The 16,415-nt window shown below is 32.8% G+C and carries 13 protein-coding genes and 2 pseudogenes; 3 read left to right on the top strand and 12 right to left on the bottom strand.

Features of this window, described 5'->3' with window-relative positions:
- Nucleotides 1-387: 387 nt before the first annotated feature.
- From mrdA to TERY_RS36710, 3 genes are all read right to left on the bottom strand, one after another.
- Nucleotides 388-2,181, bottom strand: a complete 1,794-nt coding sequence (gene mrdA, locus TERY_RS09905) for a penicillin-binding protein 2 (RefSeq protein ID WP_011611701.1) — start codon at nucleotides 2,179-2,181, stop codon at nucleotides 388-390.
- Nucleotides 2,182-3,519: 1,338 nt separating this feature from the next.
- Nucleotides 3,520-4,236, bottom strand: coding sequence for a ribonuclease PH (rph, locus tag TERY_RS09900; protein ID WP_011611700.1), 717 nt, complete (start codon nucleotides 4,234-4,236; stop codon nucleotides 3,520-3,522).
- A gap of 198 nt (nucleotides 4,237-4,434) precedes the next feature.
- The gene (locus tag TERY_RS36710) at nucleotides 4,435-4,569 is read right to left on the bottom strand and encodes a hypothetical protein (RefSeq protein WP_370496979.1); all 135 of its coding nucleotides are present in this window, start codon (nucleotides 4,567-4,569) and stop codon (nucleotides 4,435-4,437) included.
- A 470-nt stretch (nucleotides 4,570-5,039) separates the two neighbouring features.
- Here TERY_RS36710 and TERY_RS09895 point away from each other — a divergent pair, with 470 nt between their 5' ends.
- Nucleotides 5,040-5,576 (top strand): P-loop NTPase family protein, encoded by a 537-nt coding sequence (locus tag TERY_RS09895; RefSeq protein WP_011611699.1) that lies wholly within the window; start codon nucleotides 5,040-5,042, stop codon nucleotides 5,574-5,576.
- Between the two features lie 1,530 nt (nucleotides 5,577-7,106).
- On the top strand, nucleotides 7,107-8,882 hold the full coding sequence (locus TERY_RS09890; RefSeq protein ID WP_155994384.1) for a DGQHR domain-containing protein: 1,776 nt from the start codon (nucleotides 7,107-7,109) through the stop codon (nucleotides 8,880-8,882).
- Nucleotides 8,883-9,023: 141 nt separating this feature from the next.
- Here the strand turns inward: TERY_RS09890 and TERY_RS09885 are convergent, their stop codons facing one another.
- The 8 genes and pseudogenes from TERY_RS09885 to TERY_RS09865 all read right to left on the bottom strand — a co-directional run bounded on the left by TERY_RS09885 (nucleotide 9,024) and on the right by TERY_RS09865 (nucleotide 14,374).
- Nucleotides 9,024-9,344 (bottom strand): YfbK domain-containing protein, encoded by a 321-nt coding sequence (locus TERY_RS09885; RefSeq protein ID WP_370497195.1) that lies wholly within the window; start codon nucleotides 9,342-9,344, stop codon nucleotides 9,024-9,026.
- Between the two features lie 4 nt (nucleotides 9,345-9,348).
- Nucleotides 9,349-9,606 (bottom strand): annotated as a pseudogene (locus tag TERY_RS36705) (YfbK domain-containing protein).
- A gap of 809 nt (nucleotides 9,607-10,415) precedes the next feature.
- The gene (locus TERY_RS09880) at nucleotides 10,416-10,958 is read right to left on the bottom strand and encodes a deaminase (RefSeq protein WP_011611696.1); all 543 of its coding nucleotides are present in this window, start codon (nucleotides 10,956-10,958) and stop codon (nucleotides 10,416-10,418) included.
- Nucleotides 10,955-11,383 carry a dUTP diphosphatase gene (gene dut, locus TERY_RS09875; RefSeq protein WP_011611695.1) on the bottom strand — a complete coding sequence of 143 codons (429 nt, stop codon included), beginning with the start codon at nucleotides 11,381-11,383 and terminating at the stop codon, nucleotides 10,955-10,957. The genes TERY_RS09880 and dut overlap by 4 nt, the downstream gene beginning before the upstream one ends.
- Before the next feature lie 116 nt (nucleotides 11,384-11,499).
- Nucleotides 11,500-12,876 (bottom strand): FAD-dependent thymidylate synthase, encoded by a 1,377-nt coding sequence (thyX, locus tag TERY_RS36700; protein WP_011611694.1) that lies wholly within the window; start codon nucleotides 12,874-12,876, stop codon nucleotides 11,500-11,502.
- Between the two features lie 184 nt (nucleotides 12,877-13,060).
- Nucleotides 13,061-13,168: a hypothetical protein gene (locus TERY_RS27770; protein WP_370497193.1), complete on the bottom strand. Its 108-nt coding sequence runs from the start codon at nucleotides 13,166-13,168 to the stop codon at nucleotides 13,061-13,063.
- A gap of 55 nt (nucleotides 13,169-13,223) precedes the next feature.
- Nucleotides 13,224-13,394 (bottom strand): annotated as a pseudogene (locus tag TERY_RS36695) (reverse transcriptase N-terminal domain-containing protein); the annotation flags it as partial.
- Nucleotides 13,395-14,152: 758 nt separating this feature from the next.
- A complete protein-coding gene (locus TERY_RS09865; RefSeq protein WP_011611692.1) occupies nucleotides 14,153-14,374 on the bottom strand; it encodes a thymidylate synthase in 222 nt (73 codons plus the stop codon).
- A gap of 119 nt (nucleotides 14,375-14,493) precedes the next feature.
- Here TERY_RS09865 and TERY_RS09860 point away from each other — a divergent pair, with 119 nt between their 5' ends.
- Nucleotides 14,494-15,084 carry an HD domain-containing protein gene (locus TERY_RS09860; RefSeq protein WP_011611691.1) on the top strand — a complete coding sequence of 197 codons (591 nt, stop codon included), beginning with the start codon at nucleotides 14,494-14,496 and terminating at the stop codon, nucleotides 15,082-15,084.
- Nucleotides 15,085-15,131: 47 nt separating this feature from the next.
- Here the strand turns inward: TERY_RS09860 and mtnA are convergent, their stop codons facing one another.
- A complete protein-coding gene (gene mtnA / locus TERY_RS09855; RefSeq protein ID WP_011611690.1) occupies nucleotides 15,132-16,193 on the bottom strand; it encodes an S-methyl-5-thioribose-1-phosphate isomerase in 1,062 nt (353 codons plus the stop codon).
- Between the last annotated feature and the right edge of the window lie 222 nt (nucleotides 16,194-16,415).

Genomic DNA, 16,415 nt, shown 5'->3' with positions numbered 1-16,415 from the left:
TGAGTAATAGTTTTTGCTCAGAAGTTTTTAGTATTTGCGCCGAAAAGCAGATTTCGTCAGGACTGGAAGCTCTGTAAATTAACTTTGGCAACTTAAACACATACTTTTCTATTTTTTTCCATTCAATGTTCTTCCACTTAAGACTATGATTGACGCATACTTTGCTTGGAATATCGTCTAAACCCCATGCCACCCTTAAACATTGTTTGGGGTGTTCAAAATTATTTTTTAGTGTTCTAGCCTTTTTCATTGCTAGTAATTACTTCACTTTATGTCCAAAGGTGAGTAGGTAAGCTTGATAGCTTTTTACCTTATCCTACTCTCTTTAAAACCTACGACCTATTACATAAACTATACTAAACATGACATAAATATTTTATTGATTAATTATTTTCCTTGATTACCAAAATAGGTATCAAAAATTGCTTTGGCAATGGGAGCAGCTCCTACCGAACCGTAACCACCGCCTTCAACTGCAATCGCTACAGCAATTTCAGGATTATAGGCAGGTGCAAAACCTATATACATTGCGTTATCAGCTTGCCCTGGAAGTTCCACTGTACCAGTTTTACCCCCGGATAATGGAATAGTACCATCATTCAACCGACGAGCAGTACCCTTCCTAACTACATCAATTAATCCTTCTCGCACTGTTTTAAGAGTTGAAGGTTTTAGTCCGGTACTAATTGGTTTAGTAGTATCAGTATTAGTGTCAGAAGCAAATAAATGAGGTTGCACTCGATACCCACCATTAGCGATCGTACTTACCATAACTGAAGATTCTAAAGGTGTTACCAATACCAAACCCTGACCTATTCCCATCGTCACAATATCAGCAATATGCCAAGGTTCCCCATATATTTTTTCTTTTTCCTTGGGAGTAGGGATTTGACCATGACTACCATTGAGTCCGAATAGTTTGAAGTCAATACTGCCACCAATACCTAACTCTCGCCCCCACTTAGAAATTTGTTCCGGGCCTGTTTTTACACCTACTTGATAGTAAAATGTATTACTACTGTAAGCTAAAGCATCCCGAAAGCCAATTAATCCATAACCACCACTATGTTCATTAAAAGTTATACCACCAATAGTTACAGCATTGTAAGTTCCAACTTTGGAGTTAGGAGAATATTTGCCAGACTGTAGGGCCGCAACAGAAGTAACAGCTTTGAAAGTGCTTCCTGGAGGATAACCCTGAAGAGCGCGATTCAAAAAAGGCTTGCTTGCACCTTGAAGATGTTGCCATTTTTCCCTGGTCACTTGGCCTGCAAATATACTGGGGTTAAATGTGGGTCCGCTTGCCATTGCTAAGACTTCTCCTGTTTTAGGATTAATTGCAACTACGGCACCCCGGCGATTTCCTAACGCTTTTTCTGCAGTTTTTTGGATATCAAAATCAATGGTTAATTTTACTGGTTTGCCTGGAATCGGATTTTCTATTCCTAACTCTTGAATTTCATTACCTTTGGCGTCAACTTCAATTAAACGATTACCCCAAACTCCTTCTAGTTTTGAATTTGCTGAATATTCGATTCCCATTTTTCCCACGATCATTCCCATTGGATATTTGGGGTTAGCGATTAATTCTTCTTTGGTTGCTTCACCAGTATATCCTAATAAATGAGCTGCTAGAGTGCCATGAGGATAGTAACGAGTATTTTCAGTACGAATCTCTATTCCTCTTGTCTCACCTACTTTTTCTGCTAATGCGACAAAAGTAGTGCGGTCCATGTTTGAGGTAATTCTGACGGGTAAGGCTGATTTATAGCCAGCTTTATTTAACTTGTTAATAATATCAGCCACTGGAATATCTAAGATTAGACTAAGCTCCGTTGCTACCTCCAACCATTTTGCAGGTGAGTATTCGCTTGGCCATAAATATACAGAGCGAGAAAGGAAGTTACCTGCTAATACTTTACCTTTGCGATCGTAGATAGTGCCACGACTTGATGGTACTGGTGTTAAGCGAACACGGTTGTTGTCTGCACGTTCCCGGTTATATTCTCCTTGAACTAATTGTAATTGTACTATACGATAAGCATGGATACTAATAAAGCTGGTAATCAATAACATCATTATGAGTGCTTGTCCTAAGCGATGACGTTTTGATATACCTTCCTCTACAGTACTTCTAGCCAGGTAGGGAAATTTAGAACATAAACCAAAATCTTGAGTCATTGTTATTTCATAAGTGTTTTATCTTGATTTTTCTTTGATCCTTGCTGATATTCCGGAAGATTAACCACTTTTTATCTGTATATCTTGGGATCTACAGAAACAGTCTGTTAATGAGGGCTGGAAATGAGTAATAGGTAAGCTTTTTATAACTTAAACCATATTTTGAGTTTTTTTGAGAACAAAATCATAGACAAAAAGTTAAGAAAATATAAAATTTAGATGTACGATAGCTTAATAGTGGGATTTGGAGCACTTACCCATCAAACTGGTTATGATAATACCCGCGAAAAAAAATACACTTCACGGTAGTTAATCTCAATTGGAGATATTAAACAAAACATATCTAATTGATTTAATACAGTTATTTATATCCCGATCCCCCTTTTTTTCAAGATTTACTCAAACTTTAGTCTTCTAATTTTGGTTTGACCTAAGTCTTCTCTATCCAAGGTCTCTAGCATTTTTTATAAACATTCCAATCCCATTGGTATGAGAGGAAATTTCCCATTAGGATCAACAACGGGGATCAGGGCAATAAACCCGGTTTCTTGTTTGGTTCTATAAGTCTTGATTTATTGATTTTTCTGTATTTTCTCACTCAAGTCAGGAAAAATCCCAAGTAGCGCAAATCTTAATTTTGTAATTTTTTTTTTTGCACTTTTCTCCAGGTAAGCGAACACTTAAACTAATATAGAATCATGATGATATATTTATGAGTTAGTAGGACTTAAACAGCCAGGAAACTAGAAAATAATAAGCTCAAATTATACTATTTATCAAAGAACTTTTCCACTTGCTACTTTGAGCAGGGGACTCATCCCTAGACCTGACCATGGAGGAGTAAGCATATTCTATGAGATGTCTGTACAACATCAGAATAATTAACACAATTTGAGAGCGTTCATCGTGAACAAGGTTATTCTCTTTTTGTGAAACCAATTTCCTTTAAGATTGCTACACATCATACTCAAGAATGAAATCATATCATATTATTAAGATTAAGTAATGTAGACTAAGTTGATAAAATTGGTATTGATTATTTAATAAATGAAGTGTTACCTGAGCATAGCATCAGTCCATGGAAATTCGTATTATCAATAGATGGAAAAAGGCAAAAGGTATAAATATGTTGGAAAACAAGGATTATAACTCTTTTAGAGCATCTAATTAATTCTCTTATTTAGACTGATTTTGAGTCATTCTTTTCTACTAGAAAATGTTTAAGTACCAGTAGAAGTAAAAATGATCCCTTGATTTTTTTTGCCCAAGCCTTGGCAAAAATCCTGGCACTTTTTTGATTCTCAAAAGGATAAAGCCTTTGAAAAACTTTGTATCTAATCAAGAGATAACTTGACGTTGGGCATCAAATAATTTTTTAATTCCTGCTTCTGCTAAATCTAAAATTTGATTAAGTTGAGTACGACTAAAGCTACCTATTTCTGCTGTTCCCTGAACCTCAATTAAAGCAGGTTGGTCATTCATCACCACGTTAAAATCAATTTCTGCGGCGACATCTTCAGGATAATTCAAATCTAAATAAGGTTCTTTTTCTAATAACCCTACTGATACAGCAGCAACTTGATGCAAAATAGGCGATCGCTCCAACTTTCCCTGGTCTATCAACTTGCTAATAGCATTTGCTACTGCCACGAATCCTCCAGTAATAGAAACAGTGCGAGTACCTGCATCTGCTTGCAAAACATCGGCATCTACTATTATAGTACGTTCCCCTAATAAATTCATATCTAGAGCAGCTCTTAAACTGCGTCCAATTAACCTTTGAATTTCTTGAGTTCGCCCAGATAATTTCATAAATTCCCGTTGTTGACGTTCGGAAGTTGCAGCTGGTAACATTCTGTATTCTGCAGTTAACCAACCCTGGCCTGTATCTGCCAAAAATTTGGGTACTCCTGGTTGGATAGTGACATTACAGAGTACCTTTGTCTCACCAAACTTGGTTAAGACAGAACTGGTGGCAAATTTAGTGTAATCTAATTCAAAACTAATAGGACGTAATTGGTTTGACTTTCTACCATCTGGACGTTGCCAAGACATAATAAATTATTTTTTTTATGAATTATGTAGTTTATATACTTAACTAGCTAATCGCTCCTTCACATCAATTTATAAGTTCTTCTTCAGATACTTTTTCGAGAAGTTACCCAGTCTAATTTTTGTCCCAAATTATAATCATCAAAAATGCAGTTCTTTTCCTTGAAAAGCTGTTCTAGGATAACCATCTATTAACTAACCTTAACTAACATCAGATTCTAAAAGTAGTTGATGAACAAACTGAATGATTTTCCGGTATGATATCAACTCTTCTTTTTTTTCTTTTTCCACAAAAGGTTGTTTAATTTGGCCTAATATTATTTTAGTAATAGCCAACTATTTTAGTATATCATAAAAAAGATATCAAAGCAATCTATAGGTCTTGACAGGGTAATTTTTTTTAGTTTCTTTCCCTGCACCTAAACTACCTAAAGTTATTAGTCTCACAATCCCTCAACTGAATTATTTACAATCTATATAATATATAGTTAATTATTCTATATAAATCTTTGGTATCGTTCATAGCAATTTTTATACTTGATGAAAATAATTAGGACTGAAACCAGTTTTTGGAGGGTTGCTCACCCCGATACCTTTACAAAAATAATTTCTAAGTTCTAAACTCTAACTTCATTCTTCCTATTATCTTTAAATTTGACATACATATAGTGTTAAATTTAACATATAATAAAAAAAAGCACTATATATTGTAAATTAAATGTTGTCCTAGGACAAGCTTTCAGTCCAGCTTATCAAGTTGGAAAAATCAATATATTATTCAAAATAGTCAAGTTTTAACATTCATAATGGTTGCACAATTACAAACCCCTTCTCTAAGCGTTCCTAGTGACTTACCATACACAGTTCCTGGTCTAGTGCAGGTATTCACAAGTGGTCAACGCAATTTCTTTACTGATGTTATGGCTCAAGCCTTGAGAATAGCTGGCCAGGGAAAAACTGTATTAATTGTACAGTTTCTTAAAGGGGGAATTAAGCAAGGATACAAACAACCAATACAACTAGGACAAAATCTGAGTTGGGTTCGCTGCGATATTTCTAGTTGTATTGATGCCCCAGAGATAGACGAAAATCAGAAAAAGTCGCTGCTAGATTTGTGGTCCTATACTCAAAAAGTTGTATGTGAAGGAAAATATGAGTTAGTAGTTCTTGATGAACTTAGTTTAGCTATTAATTTTGGTTTAATTCCTGAAAATGAAGTGTTAGATTTTCTAGAAAAACGCCCTAGTAATTTAGATGTAATTTTAACAGGACCAAATATGCCTGAAGTAATTCTGGATATAGCAGACCAAATTACAGAAATTCGTCGCAGTCATAGACCATAGTATATAGATTTCTCTAGAAACTATAAAAACTTTTTCAGCTAATTTTTGTAGAGATATCTCATAAAATATCTCTACATTATTTTTGATGACTTCGGAATTAATAATTTTTTTTTGAAGTTAACAGAAGAACTATTGATCATTAGTTGAAAATATGGAAAAATCCAAGTTTTTTTAGGATTATATAATCAAAAAGAAAAGAATTTGAAACAGGTGGGTATAAGACTTCCACAGTAGGGAATAGATATTAACAAATAAATGATAAAAATAATTATAAAAAAATTGAATATACTGTAGAAACAATTGAAAAGAAGACTAAGTAAAACTCCTGATAGCTGGAAAGTATAAGTAAAAAAAAACTACATTATTAGAGCTGAAATAAAAATCAAAGGAAAAGGGATAATTTGAATTCAGATATTGAGGATATATTAGTGGATTTTATTTGATGTTTTATGTTTGCTGGGACGGAAAAAATACTAATAATAACTGCTAAAAGTTGTCAAAGTAAAATAATTAATATCTCGGGGTGAATGAATCGTATAAATGAATTATATTATGAAGTTAACCGCAGAATTATCAACAGTTAAATATTCCGATAGTTTTCAGATATATTTAGTTACAATTTGTCTAAAACTACAGTAGTAATTATGGTTTAATCCTCAATTATAAAGGGTGATAAGTTAATTAAAAAGTTAGAGGAATAGGAGTAAATAAATTTCCAGATTTTTGAGTTACCTATTTACTCAACTAAGCAAAACTTAATTGAGATTTTTGTTTAGATTTTTGGAAAATTTATTGAATGTGAATGGATTGAATTTGATGCTTATGAGAATAGAGAAAGTTTACTTAATTATCTCAAAAAAGTGCTTGATAATTTTGAGCAAAAATATGTAATTAGTTTTCTTTAGGCACTTATACTATTTATGAAATTAAAAACCCGGGAGTAGAAGTGTATAAATTTGTAAGAACAAATATAGGCAAATGATCGGGGTTATTATTTAATTGGACTATTAGGAGTAGACTTAGGCGTTTGATCTGGTAGGTATCACAAGGTGGAACTACCTTAGTTAAGTTGGTAGAATAGTGAAGGTAATTTGTTAACTACAAGTGAAGAAAGGTTGGCACAAAAAAGTCAAAAAGCTGAACAGGGCGTCTAAGGGCTGAAAAGTTAGCAAAAAAAAATTCCGAGCGATGGATATGGATCCTCTCCAAGTGAGGTTATATTGAACTTGACGATAATACCGCAAAAATTCTCGTAATCTGAAATACTAAAGATTATCCTAGAAAATATCCTCCTAAACTACTTTGAAAAGGGAGGGCATATATATTATTAGTACAGAATAATTTGATTTATTGAAATGTTCTAAATTTTATCAACGCTACTCAATAGAAAGTATGGTATTGTAAATATTTTATAATTAAAATAAATTAGTCATACTTTTCAACAGGAGGGTGATGTACAGAGGAAATATTAATATTTATATTTATATTTATATAAATTTTGGATTTTTTAGCTATACATCATTGCAAAATATGAATAAATCTTTACAAGGAAAATCAGGAAAAGAACTCGAACAAGAAGGAAAATGTATTTTTGAAGCTATTGGATTAGATTGTTTTAATGATTTAGGTCAAGTACAGTTAAAAGATATAGCACCAGAATATCCAAACAACGAGCATCTTGAATTTGATTACATGATACCTATAGATAAAGTTTGTTTAATAGGTGAAATAACATCAAGAGATGAAGGAAAAATCAATACAAAGTATAAAAAGTTTATTAATCAAATCAATATAATTAAAAAGTTAGAATTTTCCGATTATATTTGGCAAAAATTAGGTATAAAAACAGAACATATAAGAAAATTTAGAAATATACAGTCAATTAAAGGATTTTTCATTACTACAACTGTAGAAGAAGGCAATGGAGAAGGCAGAATTGATTTACCAGAAGCGAGGGATATAGTTAAATTTTATAAATCAGATTATATGAGATTAAAGGAATATTCTGACGATATAGGAGAATACACTAGAAACTATTTTTTAAATTTATTTAAAATCGATGACGAGATAGATAAAACTTCTATTTCAATTGATAAGAAATATCATCAACTAATTAGAAGTACTAATAAGCAAATTAGTAAAAAAGATAATGATGCACCTTTATCAGATTTGTATACATTTACTATATCCCCATACAAGATACTAAATATAGTTCGTGTATATAGACAAGATGAACTTCCTTTATTAGAGGATAGTTCAACCTATAATTATCAAAGACCTTTAATACCCGATAAATTAAAAAAAATCAGGGAAAATTTATTAACAAATCCTGATTTTATTTTCCCATCTAATATTTTGGTGGTTCTATCTAAAGAATGTACATATGACGAACGTAACGATGGTTGTTTGTATATTCCTAGAAAGTATGGAAGTATTTCTGTAATTGATGGTCAACATAGATTATTTTCTTATGCGGATCAAAAGGTCAAATCAATTATGCAAAATGATTGTAAAATAATGGTGACAGCAGTTGATTTTAAAACTGAGAATCAAGAAATTATTAATAAGTTTAGCGCTAAAGTATTTCTAGAAATCAATATGAATCAAACAAAAGTAGAAATAACTCATACAGATAAAATTGCTTATGAATTGGGAAGTAAAGAGCCAAAAGTAATTGCTACAAAGATTATTGTCAATTTAAATACTAGACAAAACTTTAAGCAATTTTTTAATCTAACGTCGGATAAAGCAAATAAAGGTATTATTGATGCTGGAATAATTATTGAGGCAATTAAAAAAATTACAAACATTACAAAGATCGAACAGTTAACAAAAGCCAAAGTTAGGAATACTCTTTTAAAAAAAGATGGATATGAGAAATTATTTGATTCAACTATAGAAAAATTATCTGAAAAAGAAACATTAGTAGAAAAAGGAACAGCTTTATTTGAGCGTTATTTTAACTATATTTTTTCAACTTTTAATAGAGATGAAGATAACTTAAAAAGTAGAAATAAAACAAGAAATACTTCTTTTATTTACTCAAAATTTTGGGGTGGTTGGATTAATTTACTCATTATATTTATAGAAGAAGGTTTAGACTGGGAGGAAATCAGACAAGAGCTTAACAATATCAAAAAAAATGTTATGGCTTTGTTAGAAATTACTGAAGCAGCATACAATGAATCTTTGTTTCAACGAGATCATCCTAAAATTCCAGATGCAAGTTCTTCTCCGATAAAAATTAGAGACTTTTTGAATAAAAATAGAAAAGAATCTTGTTCTATTCAAGATGTTGAAAAATAAACTTAAAATGATATAAGTTATTCAATTAACAGCTCAATCAAAAATTACTCATTCTCTGTATAAAGGGAGTAGCGGGATTAAAGCAAAAAATTGTGATCTATATTAATCTATAATAGAAAAAGTTTTATCTAAATTTATAGTCTACTTTTGACCCATCAATTTCTGGCTACTTTCAACCATATTAATAAACTCACTCCGATAACTTTCTAAATCTAAACCATTCGACTCATTTGCTAACTTCAATACTTTATTTAAACTAGCATCAATTTGATTTTCAGAATCTCGTAAAATCATTCCATACTCAGCCACAGCAGCAGCAAATTTAAAACCATTTGAAGCATTATTGAAACTTACTCCCTTATTAACATCGGGCTGTTGAATTAACTCAGAATTTTTACCATTTTGCTCCTTATAACACAACTTAACTAATATTAATTGACCACTATTATTAAGCTGGTTGATAAACTTAATTATCTTGATATCTCAATTGATAAACTTCTGATAATTTCATATTACTTTCTACTCCCACTGGAATAATTTCATAAAGTGCCGTAACCAAATATCCTGTACCAAAATCTCCCGCATCTTTTGTATTGTCATTAAAATCTTGAGAACGTAACAGTCAATTTTCATGGCTAATTAAACGATAAGCTTGTACTTTTGCCGGATTAAATTCAACTTGAATTTTCAAATTCTTAGCAAAGGTAAAAAACTTACTAAAAATTTGACTGGCAAAATTGGGTTAAGGATGATGTTTTTACTTTTCATAATGTGCTTTCTATTTTTAAATATAGGGTAAGAGCATATTGACTGAAAAATATATGGCATAGGCTATAAACTACAGAGAATAACGATCATTTCCCCCAATTTAGTGATAATAATTAATCTCCTAAGTCAGCTAGGGTTAAATTTTTTTCCTATGTCACAAAAGGCAAATAGTTCCTCCATTAAAATGTTTGGAGGAACTTGAAATTAGTAGAATTTTTTTTTTAATATAGCTAAACTTTTTTATGCCTACCTACTAATAATATTTCTTTTTAAGAAGACAATTAATAATTTTTCCTCATCATTATAGTTTTGTTACTTAAGGCCTTATTAAACTGACTATTCTGATCTTTATATTAAGTGAAACTTCATGAATAAATGCTATAATTATTATATATTAAATATAGTATAGCCTATTTTTAGTAAAGTATAGTATGGTTATTTCAGTAGATTGAATCAACAAAAATTAAAACTTAATTCTATACTTTAAAAACTATCTAAGAAGCTAATACTAATTCACCTCATAAACTAGCAAATGCACTGTATATTAGCCTATTCCGGTTATCAAAAGTGCATTTTTTTCAATTACTTTATAACTATTCAACATAAATTATTTACCTTCATAGTGCCTACTTTCTATCCTTAACGGGTTTACTATTGTTATTCTTCAAGTTGAAAAACTGGTAGTCTTAAAAATGTCAGGATGTAGGTTGATATATCCCTTGAATTACTATAAGGTAAATAAACAAAATCATTACTTGTTTAGTACTACCGAGAAACTTTACTAATAGAAGTAGGATCAAGTAGAAATGTTGCTGCTTTTTTAGCAATTGTATCTGAGAGAGAAACTTGCTTAAGGGAAACTAAACCATCTTGAATAAATAAATCTCTTAAAGCCGCTTTTCCCCCACTATTAAAAGACGTCTCATAAAAAACTTCTTTAATACCAGAAGAAATAATTAATTTTAAGCAATAAATGCAGGGTTCTAAGGTGACATAAATAATTGCTCCATTCGTACAAATACCATGTTTTGCCGCTTGAGCAATAGCATTAGCTTCTGCATGAACAGAACGAGATGGTAAAGCTTTACTGGCATCACAACTACTTAATTCAGGATAACAAAAACCTTGGCTTGTACAATGATTAGAACCAGAAGGAGGCCCATTATAACCAGTTGCCAAAACTTGTTTATCTTTAACTATAACTGCTCCTACTGGAAAAGCTAAACAAGTTGAGCGAGTAGCAGCTAATTTGGCAATCATTAAAAAGTATTCATCCCAGCTTGGTCTTTGATATATTTGTTCTCTCATGTTCCTGTTGAACCAAATCCATTAATGTCTCTTTGAGTTGTACTTAATTGATTGACTTCTTCTACCTTAACAGATAAAACTGACGTTATTACCATTTGGGCTATTTTCATTCTTTTTGTTACTTGAAAAGAATTTTTGCCATGATTTATCAGAATTATTCCTATTTCTCCTCGGTAAGTTTCGTCGATAGTTCCGGGGGTATTTAAAACAGTAATTTGATGTTTTAATGCTAATCCACTTCGCGGGCGAATTTGTGCTTCTGTTCCTGATGGTAATTCTATGGAAATACCTGTATGAATCAGTTTACTTTCCCCTGGATTAATTGTTGACTCATCAATAGAAAATAAATCTAATCCAGCATCTCCTTTATGAGCATAAAAAGGAATAATTGCTAATTCATCTAACTTTTTGATTTTCAGTTTCATAATAGGTAATAAGGAATAGGGAGTTTATTGAGAATAGGGAGTTTCGTTGATTTTAGATTATCGTTGAAAAATGTGTGATTTTAGTTATCATTTATCAGTTATTTTTAGGGTTGTTTTTAAGGTGCTAATTTGCCTTTTTTAAGTCTATTTTTTTCATACCATTCTGCTATATTGGGAACCCAATCTTGAAAATGAGGCCACATTAATTCACAAAGTTTTTGAATTTCTAATTGAGCATTCTTTTTAAAACGTAAATCTAAAAAATGTAGCAAACTACGACAATTAAAACTGACAACAAAATGCTGACGATAATCAAAAGGAATTTTTCCTCTGGCATGTTCTTCAGACATTCCAAGTTCCATATCAAGTTTGTATTTCTTAGCTGCTTCTAAACACCAATATAAATCTTTTTCTCGTTGTTCGGCGGAATAATAATATTTTTTACCTTTGCGGTCAGAATATTCTCCGACTGGACGTAAGTAAAAAGCAGTTTCTATATCAGTTTTTCCATCTGCTACTGCAATAACTTTTCCCGAACAAAACCGATAACTTTGTACATCGAAAGAATTATGAACAACTAAACCATTGGCTATAAAATTATGTTCTGGGTGTTCGACTTCAAGATCATAAGTAATTTCTTTGCCAAATTTTTCAATAGATTCTATCTCTACAAAAACACCAGAATTATCAGAGAAACTATTGTTATTGATATTGTCAATTTGGTCGCTTTTGCTAGAATTCCAGGCAAATTTTTTTGGCTTGTTGTTAAAACTATTCTCATTTAAATGTCTGACTTCAAGTTCCTTGTATTCTCCTAATAATTTCAAGTTTTCCATTACTAATCTATTTATATTTACTTCTGAAAGTCGATCATACCTAATTCCATAATTTAAATTGGGAAGTAAACAATTTTTAGATTTGCTCCGTGAATGCTCTTTATTCTCTTTTTGAATAAGGTAAGAATTCAAAATATCTAAGCTATAAATTTTATATCCGTCATAATTTCTTACTGGGATCCACTTTTCATTAAACATTTCTTTTTCGAGAAATTTAACTTCTTGTGGAGTAACTTTATTTCCAGCTAATTGCACTTCACATAATTGAGTGCTGTTATTAAAATCTTTTAATCGTTTCCACCCTTGGTTAGTCCAAAACTGGTGTTCTAGGGTAGCTCTTATTTCCTTACCAGAAACAGTTTTTATTGTGTAAGTTTCTTTTTCACCATTAATATATATGTTGGTAATTTTGCTAGAAACAATTTGGTTAGTTTGGGTATCTAGAGTAAAAATATTACGGCTAGATATATTTTCTTGCATACATTTTGCATCTTTAGAAGTATATTGATTTTTGCTCCCGTAATGCCATAAGTTAGCTAATTTTTCAATTGTTTCCTCATAATATTTCGCTTCTTGGGATGAAGACGAATACCTAAATCTAACTTTTGTATTGCCCGACAAACAGCAACCTATTCTATGAGTTCTTGCTTGCTGCATAACACTATGGGGAAAAAATCCACAATTAAAAGTAATTTGAGGGTGTTAAACTAAGCCAGATAAGTTACCTGATCCGACTTGTCTTCAGAACCGGACGTGAGACTTTCACCTCATCACGGCTCCTCTCTTAAACGTCCCTATTCAAGGGCACATCCTTAAAGTTCTACTTTGGACTTAATGAGTCCTAATAATTTGCTTTTAAATTTTTGGTAGTCTTAACGTTGTGGCAATGTTGGTACAACAACTGTTGATTTTTATAGGTGTTGTCACCACTTTCAAACCTAGGAACGATGTGGTCTGTTTCAATTTATACCCTTGGTCAAAAATATAATCCACAAGATGCATGTTTACTCTTTTGCTGCTTTGACAGTATTGTGACTTCTTTTTTTTACCCCTGGATATTTACTATTTCTGCTATGGTAACTTTGCGTCACGTGCCTAAAAGCTAACAGCCTAGGGTAATAGCTTTTGCTCAGAAGTCTTTGGTATTTACGCATATTGCGGAGTTTGCCACAACGGGATGCTCTGTAAGTTAACTTTTACAACTTAAATACATTTTTCAGGACTAATTTCCAGTTTATATTTTTCCACTTCAAATTTGGATTAAAACTGCTTTAGGAACCTATATCTTTTGTATTTCATGCCACACTTAAAAATAGTTTAGGTGACCCTAAATGTTTTTTAGTGTTTTGGCTTTTTTTATTGCTAATTATTGCCTTACATTACGTCTAACAGTGGGTACGTCTGCATAAATTGTGCTTTTTTACCCAATCCTACTCTCCTTAAGACCTACGGGCTTTGCGTAGATTGACCTTGAATGGCTTCCCAAGTTTTTGACCTATATTCTTGGGTGTCTTAAAGAGGTTTCCTCGTTCCCTTATGCCTTTATTGCGACTAATTTAGTGAGGTAAAATCTCCCGGAGGATCCGGTATGGTTGTTGATAATAGCTTGAACACATTATTATCCAAAGACCCTCTGACTTTTGGCCTACAACCCATAGCTATCTTTGGGATGAATGAATGTTACGAGAGTTTAATTACCTTCCTGTTCGTTCACTTGTTAGTCTCTGCTAGAAGTCTCACTTATTTGATAGTTAAAGCTTTGACCCCATTTAAGCCAGCTTCAGGGATTGATGTTCAGTCTCTACCCTGTGGCCTATGCTGTCAACCCAACAACAAGGCGGATGGAATTTCACCACCAAGGACATAAGAGTTATCCATTAGTCGAGGTTATCCTCATGTATTGACTAAGGATGGCCATTTATACTAGGTTGTCCTAGGTTCTTGGCCAACGAGTCGCACGTTCAAGACATCCATAATGTCCGCGATCGCCTACTAAAAGTCGTTTAACAAGAATTTCCCCACATTTGGTTTCTGAAGGCCAAATATTTTTTTGATCAAATACAAATCCTTCACTATAATCTTGATGTAAAGCTGCATAAATTACCTGTTGAGGATCTGCTGTTTTAGCAATAACTGCTACTTGAAATTTATCCATAAAATTATTCTCAGTTTGAGTTGAATACAAGGGCAAAATAATCTATTATTGTTGCACTAAAAAGTGACAGATTGATTTTTGCTCTATATTGTAATTTTTTTTAACTTTTGACTAAAAAAATGATGCTTTCGCTCCATTTTACACAAGCTTTAGTATACGCCGCGGAGTTACACGCTGATCAAGTTCGCAAAGGAAGTAAGGTTCCTTATATTTCTCACCTTTTGGGGGTGGCTAGCATTGCCCTCGAGTATGGCGCTGATGAAGATGAAGCTATAGCAGCATTGCTCCACGATGCTATAGAAGATCAAGGTGGGGAAACTGTTCGTGGAGAAATTAGAGCACGTTTTGGGGAGAGAGTGACTGAAATAGTGGATGGTTGCACTGAAACGGATATTACTCCTAAACCTCCTTGGGCAGAACGTAAAAAAGCTTATATTGCTCGTCTTGCTAATGCTTCACCTTCAGTACGCTTGGTTTCTTTAGCAGATAAACTACATAATGTGAGGTCTATTTTAAAAGACTATCGGACCCAAGGTGATGTACTTTGGAATATATTTAAGGGTGGTAAAGAAGGTACGCTCTGGTATTATCGATCTCTTGTGACTGCATTTCATCAGGCTGGCTCTACTCCGATGGTAGTAGAGTTAGATCGTTTAGTTACAGAATTAGAAGGGTTAGTTGAGATAGATATGGCTCCAACTGTTGGTTAAGGTTGTTTCCCTGGCCGCTTCAGTTGTTAGTTAATGTTTTTATTAAATTAAACTAACTGCTTGACCCGAAATTGTTCTAGTTCTCCTGGGAGAACTGTACCATGTTCTGTCATTATTCCTGTAATTAGTTCTGCAGGTGTAACATCAAATGCCGGGTTATAAAATTCTACTTGTTTTGGACAAATGCGTGTTTCTCCTACTTGATATATTTCTTTTGTATCCCTTTCTTCTATGGGTATTTCACTACCATCAGAGATTTTAAAGTCTATAGTTGATAGGGGTGCAGCTACATACAAGGGAATATTATGTGCTTGAGAGACAATAGCTAGGCTATAAGTACCAATTTTATTGGCAGTGTCTCCATTTGCTGCTATTCTGTCAGCTCCTACTACTACAGCATGAATTAAGCCTTGTTTCATACAGTGGGCTGCCATGTTATCGCTAATTAGGGTGACGGGTATGTTTTCTTGGACACATTCCCAGGTGGTAAGTTTTGCTCCTTGGAGACGGGGACGAGTTTCATCAGCGTAGACTTTGCCTAACCTTCCATCTCGCCAGGCGGAACGAATAACTCCTAATGCTGTACCATAGCCTGCTGTTGCTAAAGCTCCTGCATTACAGTGGGTTAATATGTTCAATTTTTCGGGTTTAGTTGGTAAAATTTCAACTGCGCGATCGCCTATATTTTTACAGGTTTCTAAGTCTTCTTGATGAATTTTTTTAGCAGTTTCTAATACCGCTTCTTGAATTTCTTTTACAGTTCCATTAGTTTTATTTGCTACTTTTAATATTCGCTCTATTGCCCAAAATAAATTAACAGCAGTTGGGCGAGTTCTTCGGAAAATTACAGCTATTTCTTCTAGCTGTTTTAAGAATTCATTTCTATCATTTGTGACAGTTTCTCTTGCTCCTAAATACATTCCATAAGCTACTGATACACCGATGGCTGGTGCTCCACGAACTATCATTGTTTTGATAGCTACTGCCATTTCTTCATAGCTGCTAATTTCGACTGTTTTATATTCTTCTGGTAAGCAAGTTTGATCAATTAATACAACATGGTCATTTTTCCAAGTAATGGGGTTTACTTTTCTGAATTTATATATCATTTTCCATGGTTTTTTGATGAACGTAAATACAATATATCACCCTGGTGTTAGGTTTTAGATTTTATTATGGTTTTAGGTTTTCTTCCGTTTTAGGTTTTCTTCCGTTTTAGGTGTTAAGTTTTAGGTTTTCTTCCGTTTTAGCTGTTAGGTTTGAGGTCTAATGCGTTATATGTCATGTTTTAGATGTCAGATGTTAGGTATCAGGTTGAAAATTTAACAAGT

Source organism: Trichodesmium erythraeum IMS101 (genome assembly GCF_000014265.1).
Classification (GTDB): Bacteria; Cyanobacteriota; Cyanobacteriia; order Cyanobacteriales; family Microcoleaceae; genus Trichodesmium; species Trichodesmium erythraeum.
Note: the sequence above shows the minus strand (reverse complement) of the source record. Positions and strands in the feature narration are given on the sequence as shown.

Bases quoted from the DNA above. Each gene is read 5' to 3' on its own strand.
- TERY_RS09890 (WP_155994384.1), top strand. From the start codon at position 7,107: ATGAATAAATCTTTACAAGGAAAATCAGGAAAAGAACTCGAACAAGAA.
- TERY_RS09895 (WP_011611699.1), top strand. From the start codon at position 5,040: ATGGTTGCACAATTACAAACCCCTTCTCTAAGCGTTCCTAGTGACTTA.
- TERY_RS09865 (WP_011611692.1), bottom strand. From the start codon at position 14,374: ATGGATAAATTTCAAGTAGCAGTTATTGCTAAAACAGCAGATCCTCAA.
- mrdA (WP_011611701.1), bottom strand. From the start codon at position 2,181: ATGACTCAAGATTTTGGTTTATGTTCTAAATTTCCCTACCTGGCTAGA.
- thyX (WP_011611694.1), bottom strand. From the start codon at position 12,876: ATGCAGCAAGCAAGAACTCATAGAATAGGTTGCTGTTTGTCGGGCAAT.
- dut (WP_011611695.1), bottom strand. From the start codon at position 11,383: ATGAAACTGAAAATCAAAAAGTTAGATGAATTAGCAATTATTCCTTTT.
- TERY_RS09860 (WP_011611691.1), top strand. From the start codon at position 14,494: ATGATGCTTTCGCTCCATTTTACACAAGCTTTAGTATACGCCGCGGAG.
- mtnA (WP_011611690.1), bottom strand. From the start codon at position 16,193: ATGATATATAAATTCAGAAAAGTAAACCCCATTACTTGGAAAAATGAC.
- TERY_RS09880 (WP_011611696.1), bottom strand. From the start codon at position 10,958: ATGAGAGAACAAATATATCAAAGACCAAGCTGGGATGAATACTTTTTA.
- rph (WP_011611700.1), bottom strand. From the start codon at position 4,236: ATGTCTTGGCAACGTCCAGATGGTAGAAAGTCAAACCAATTACGTCCT.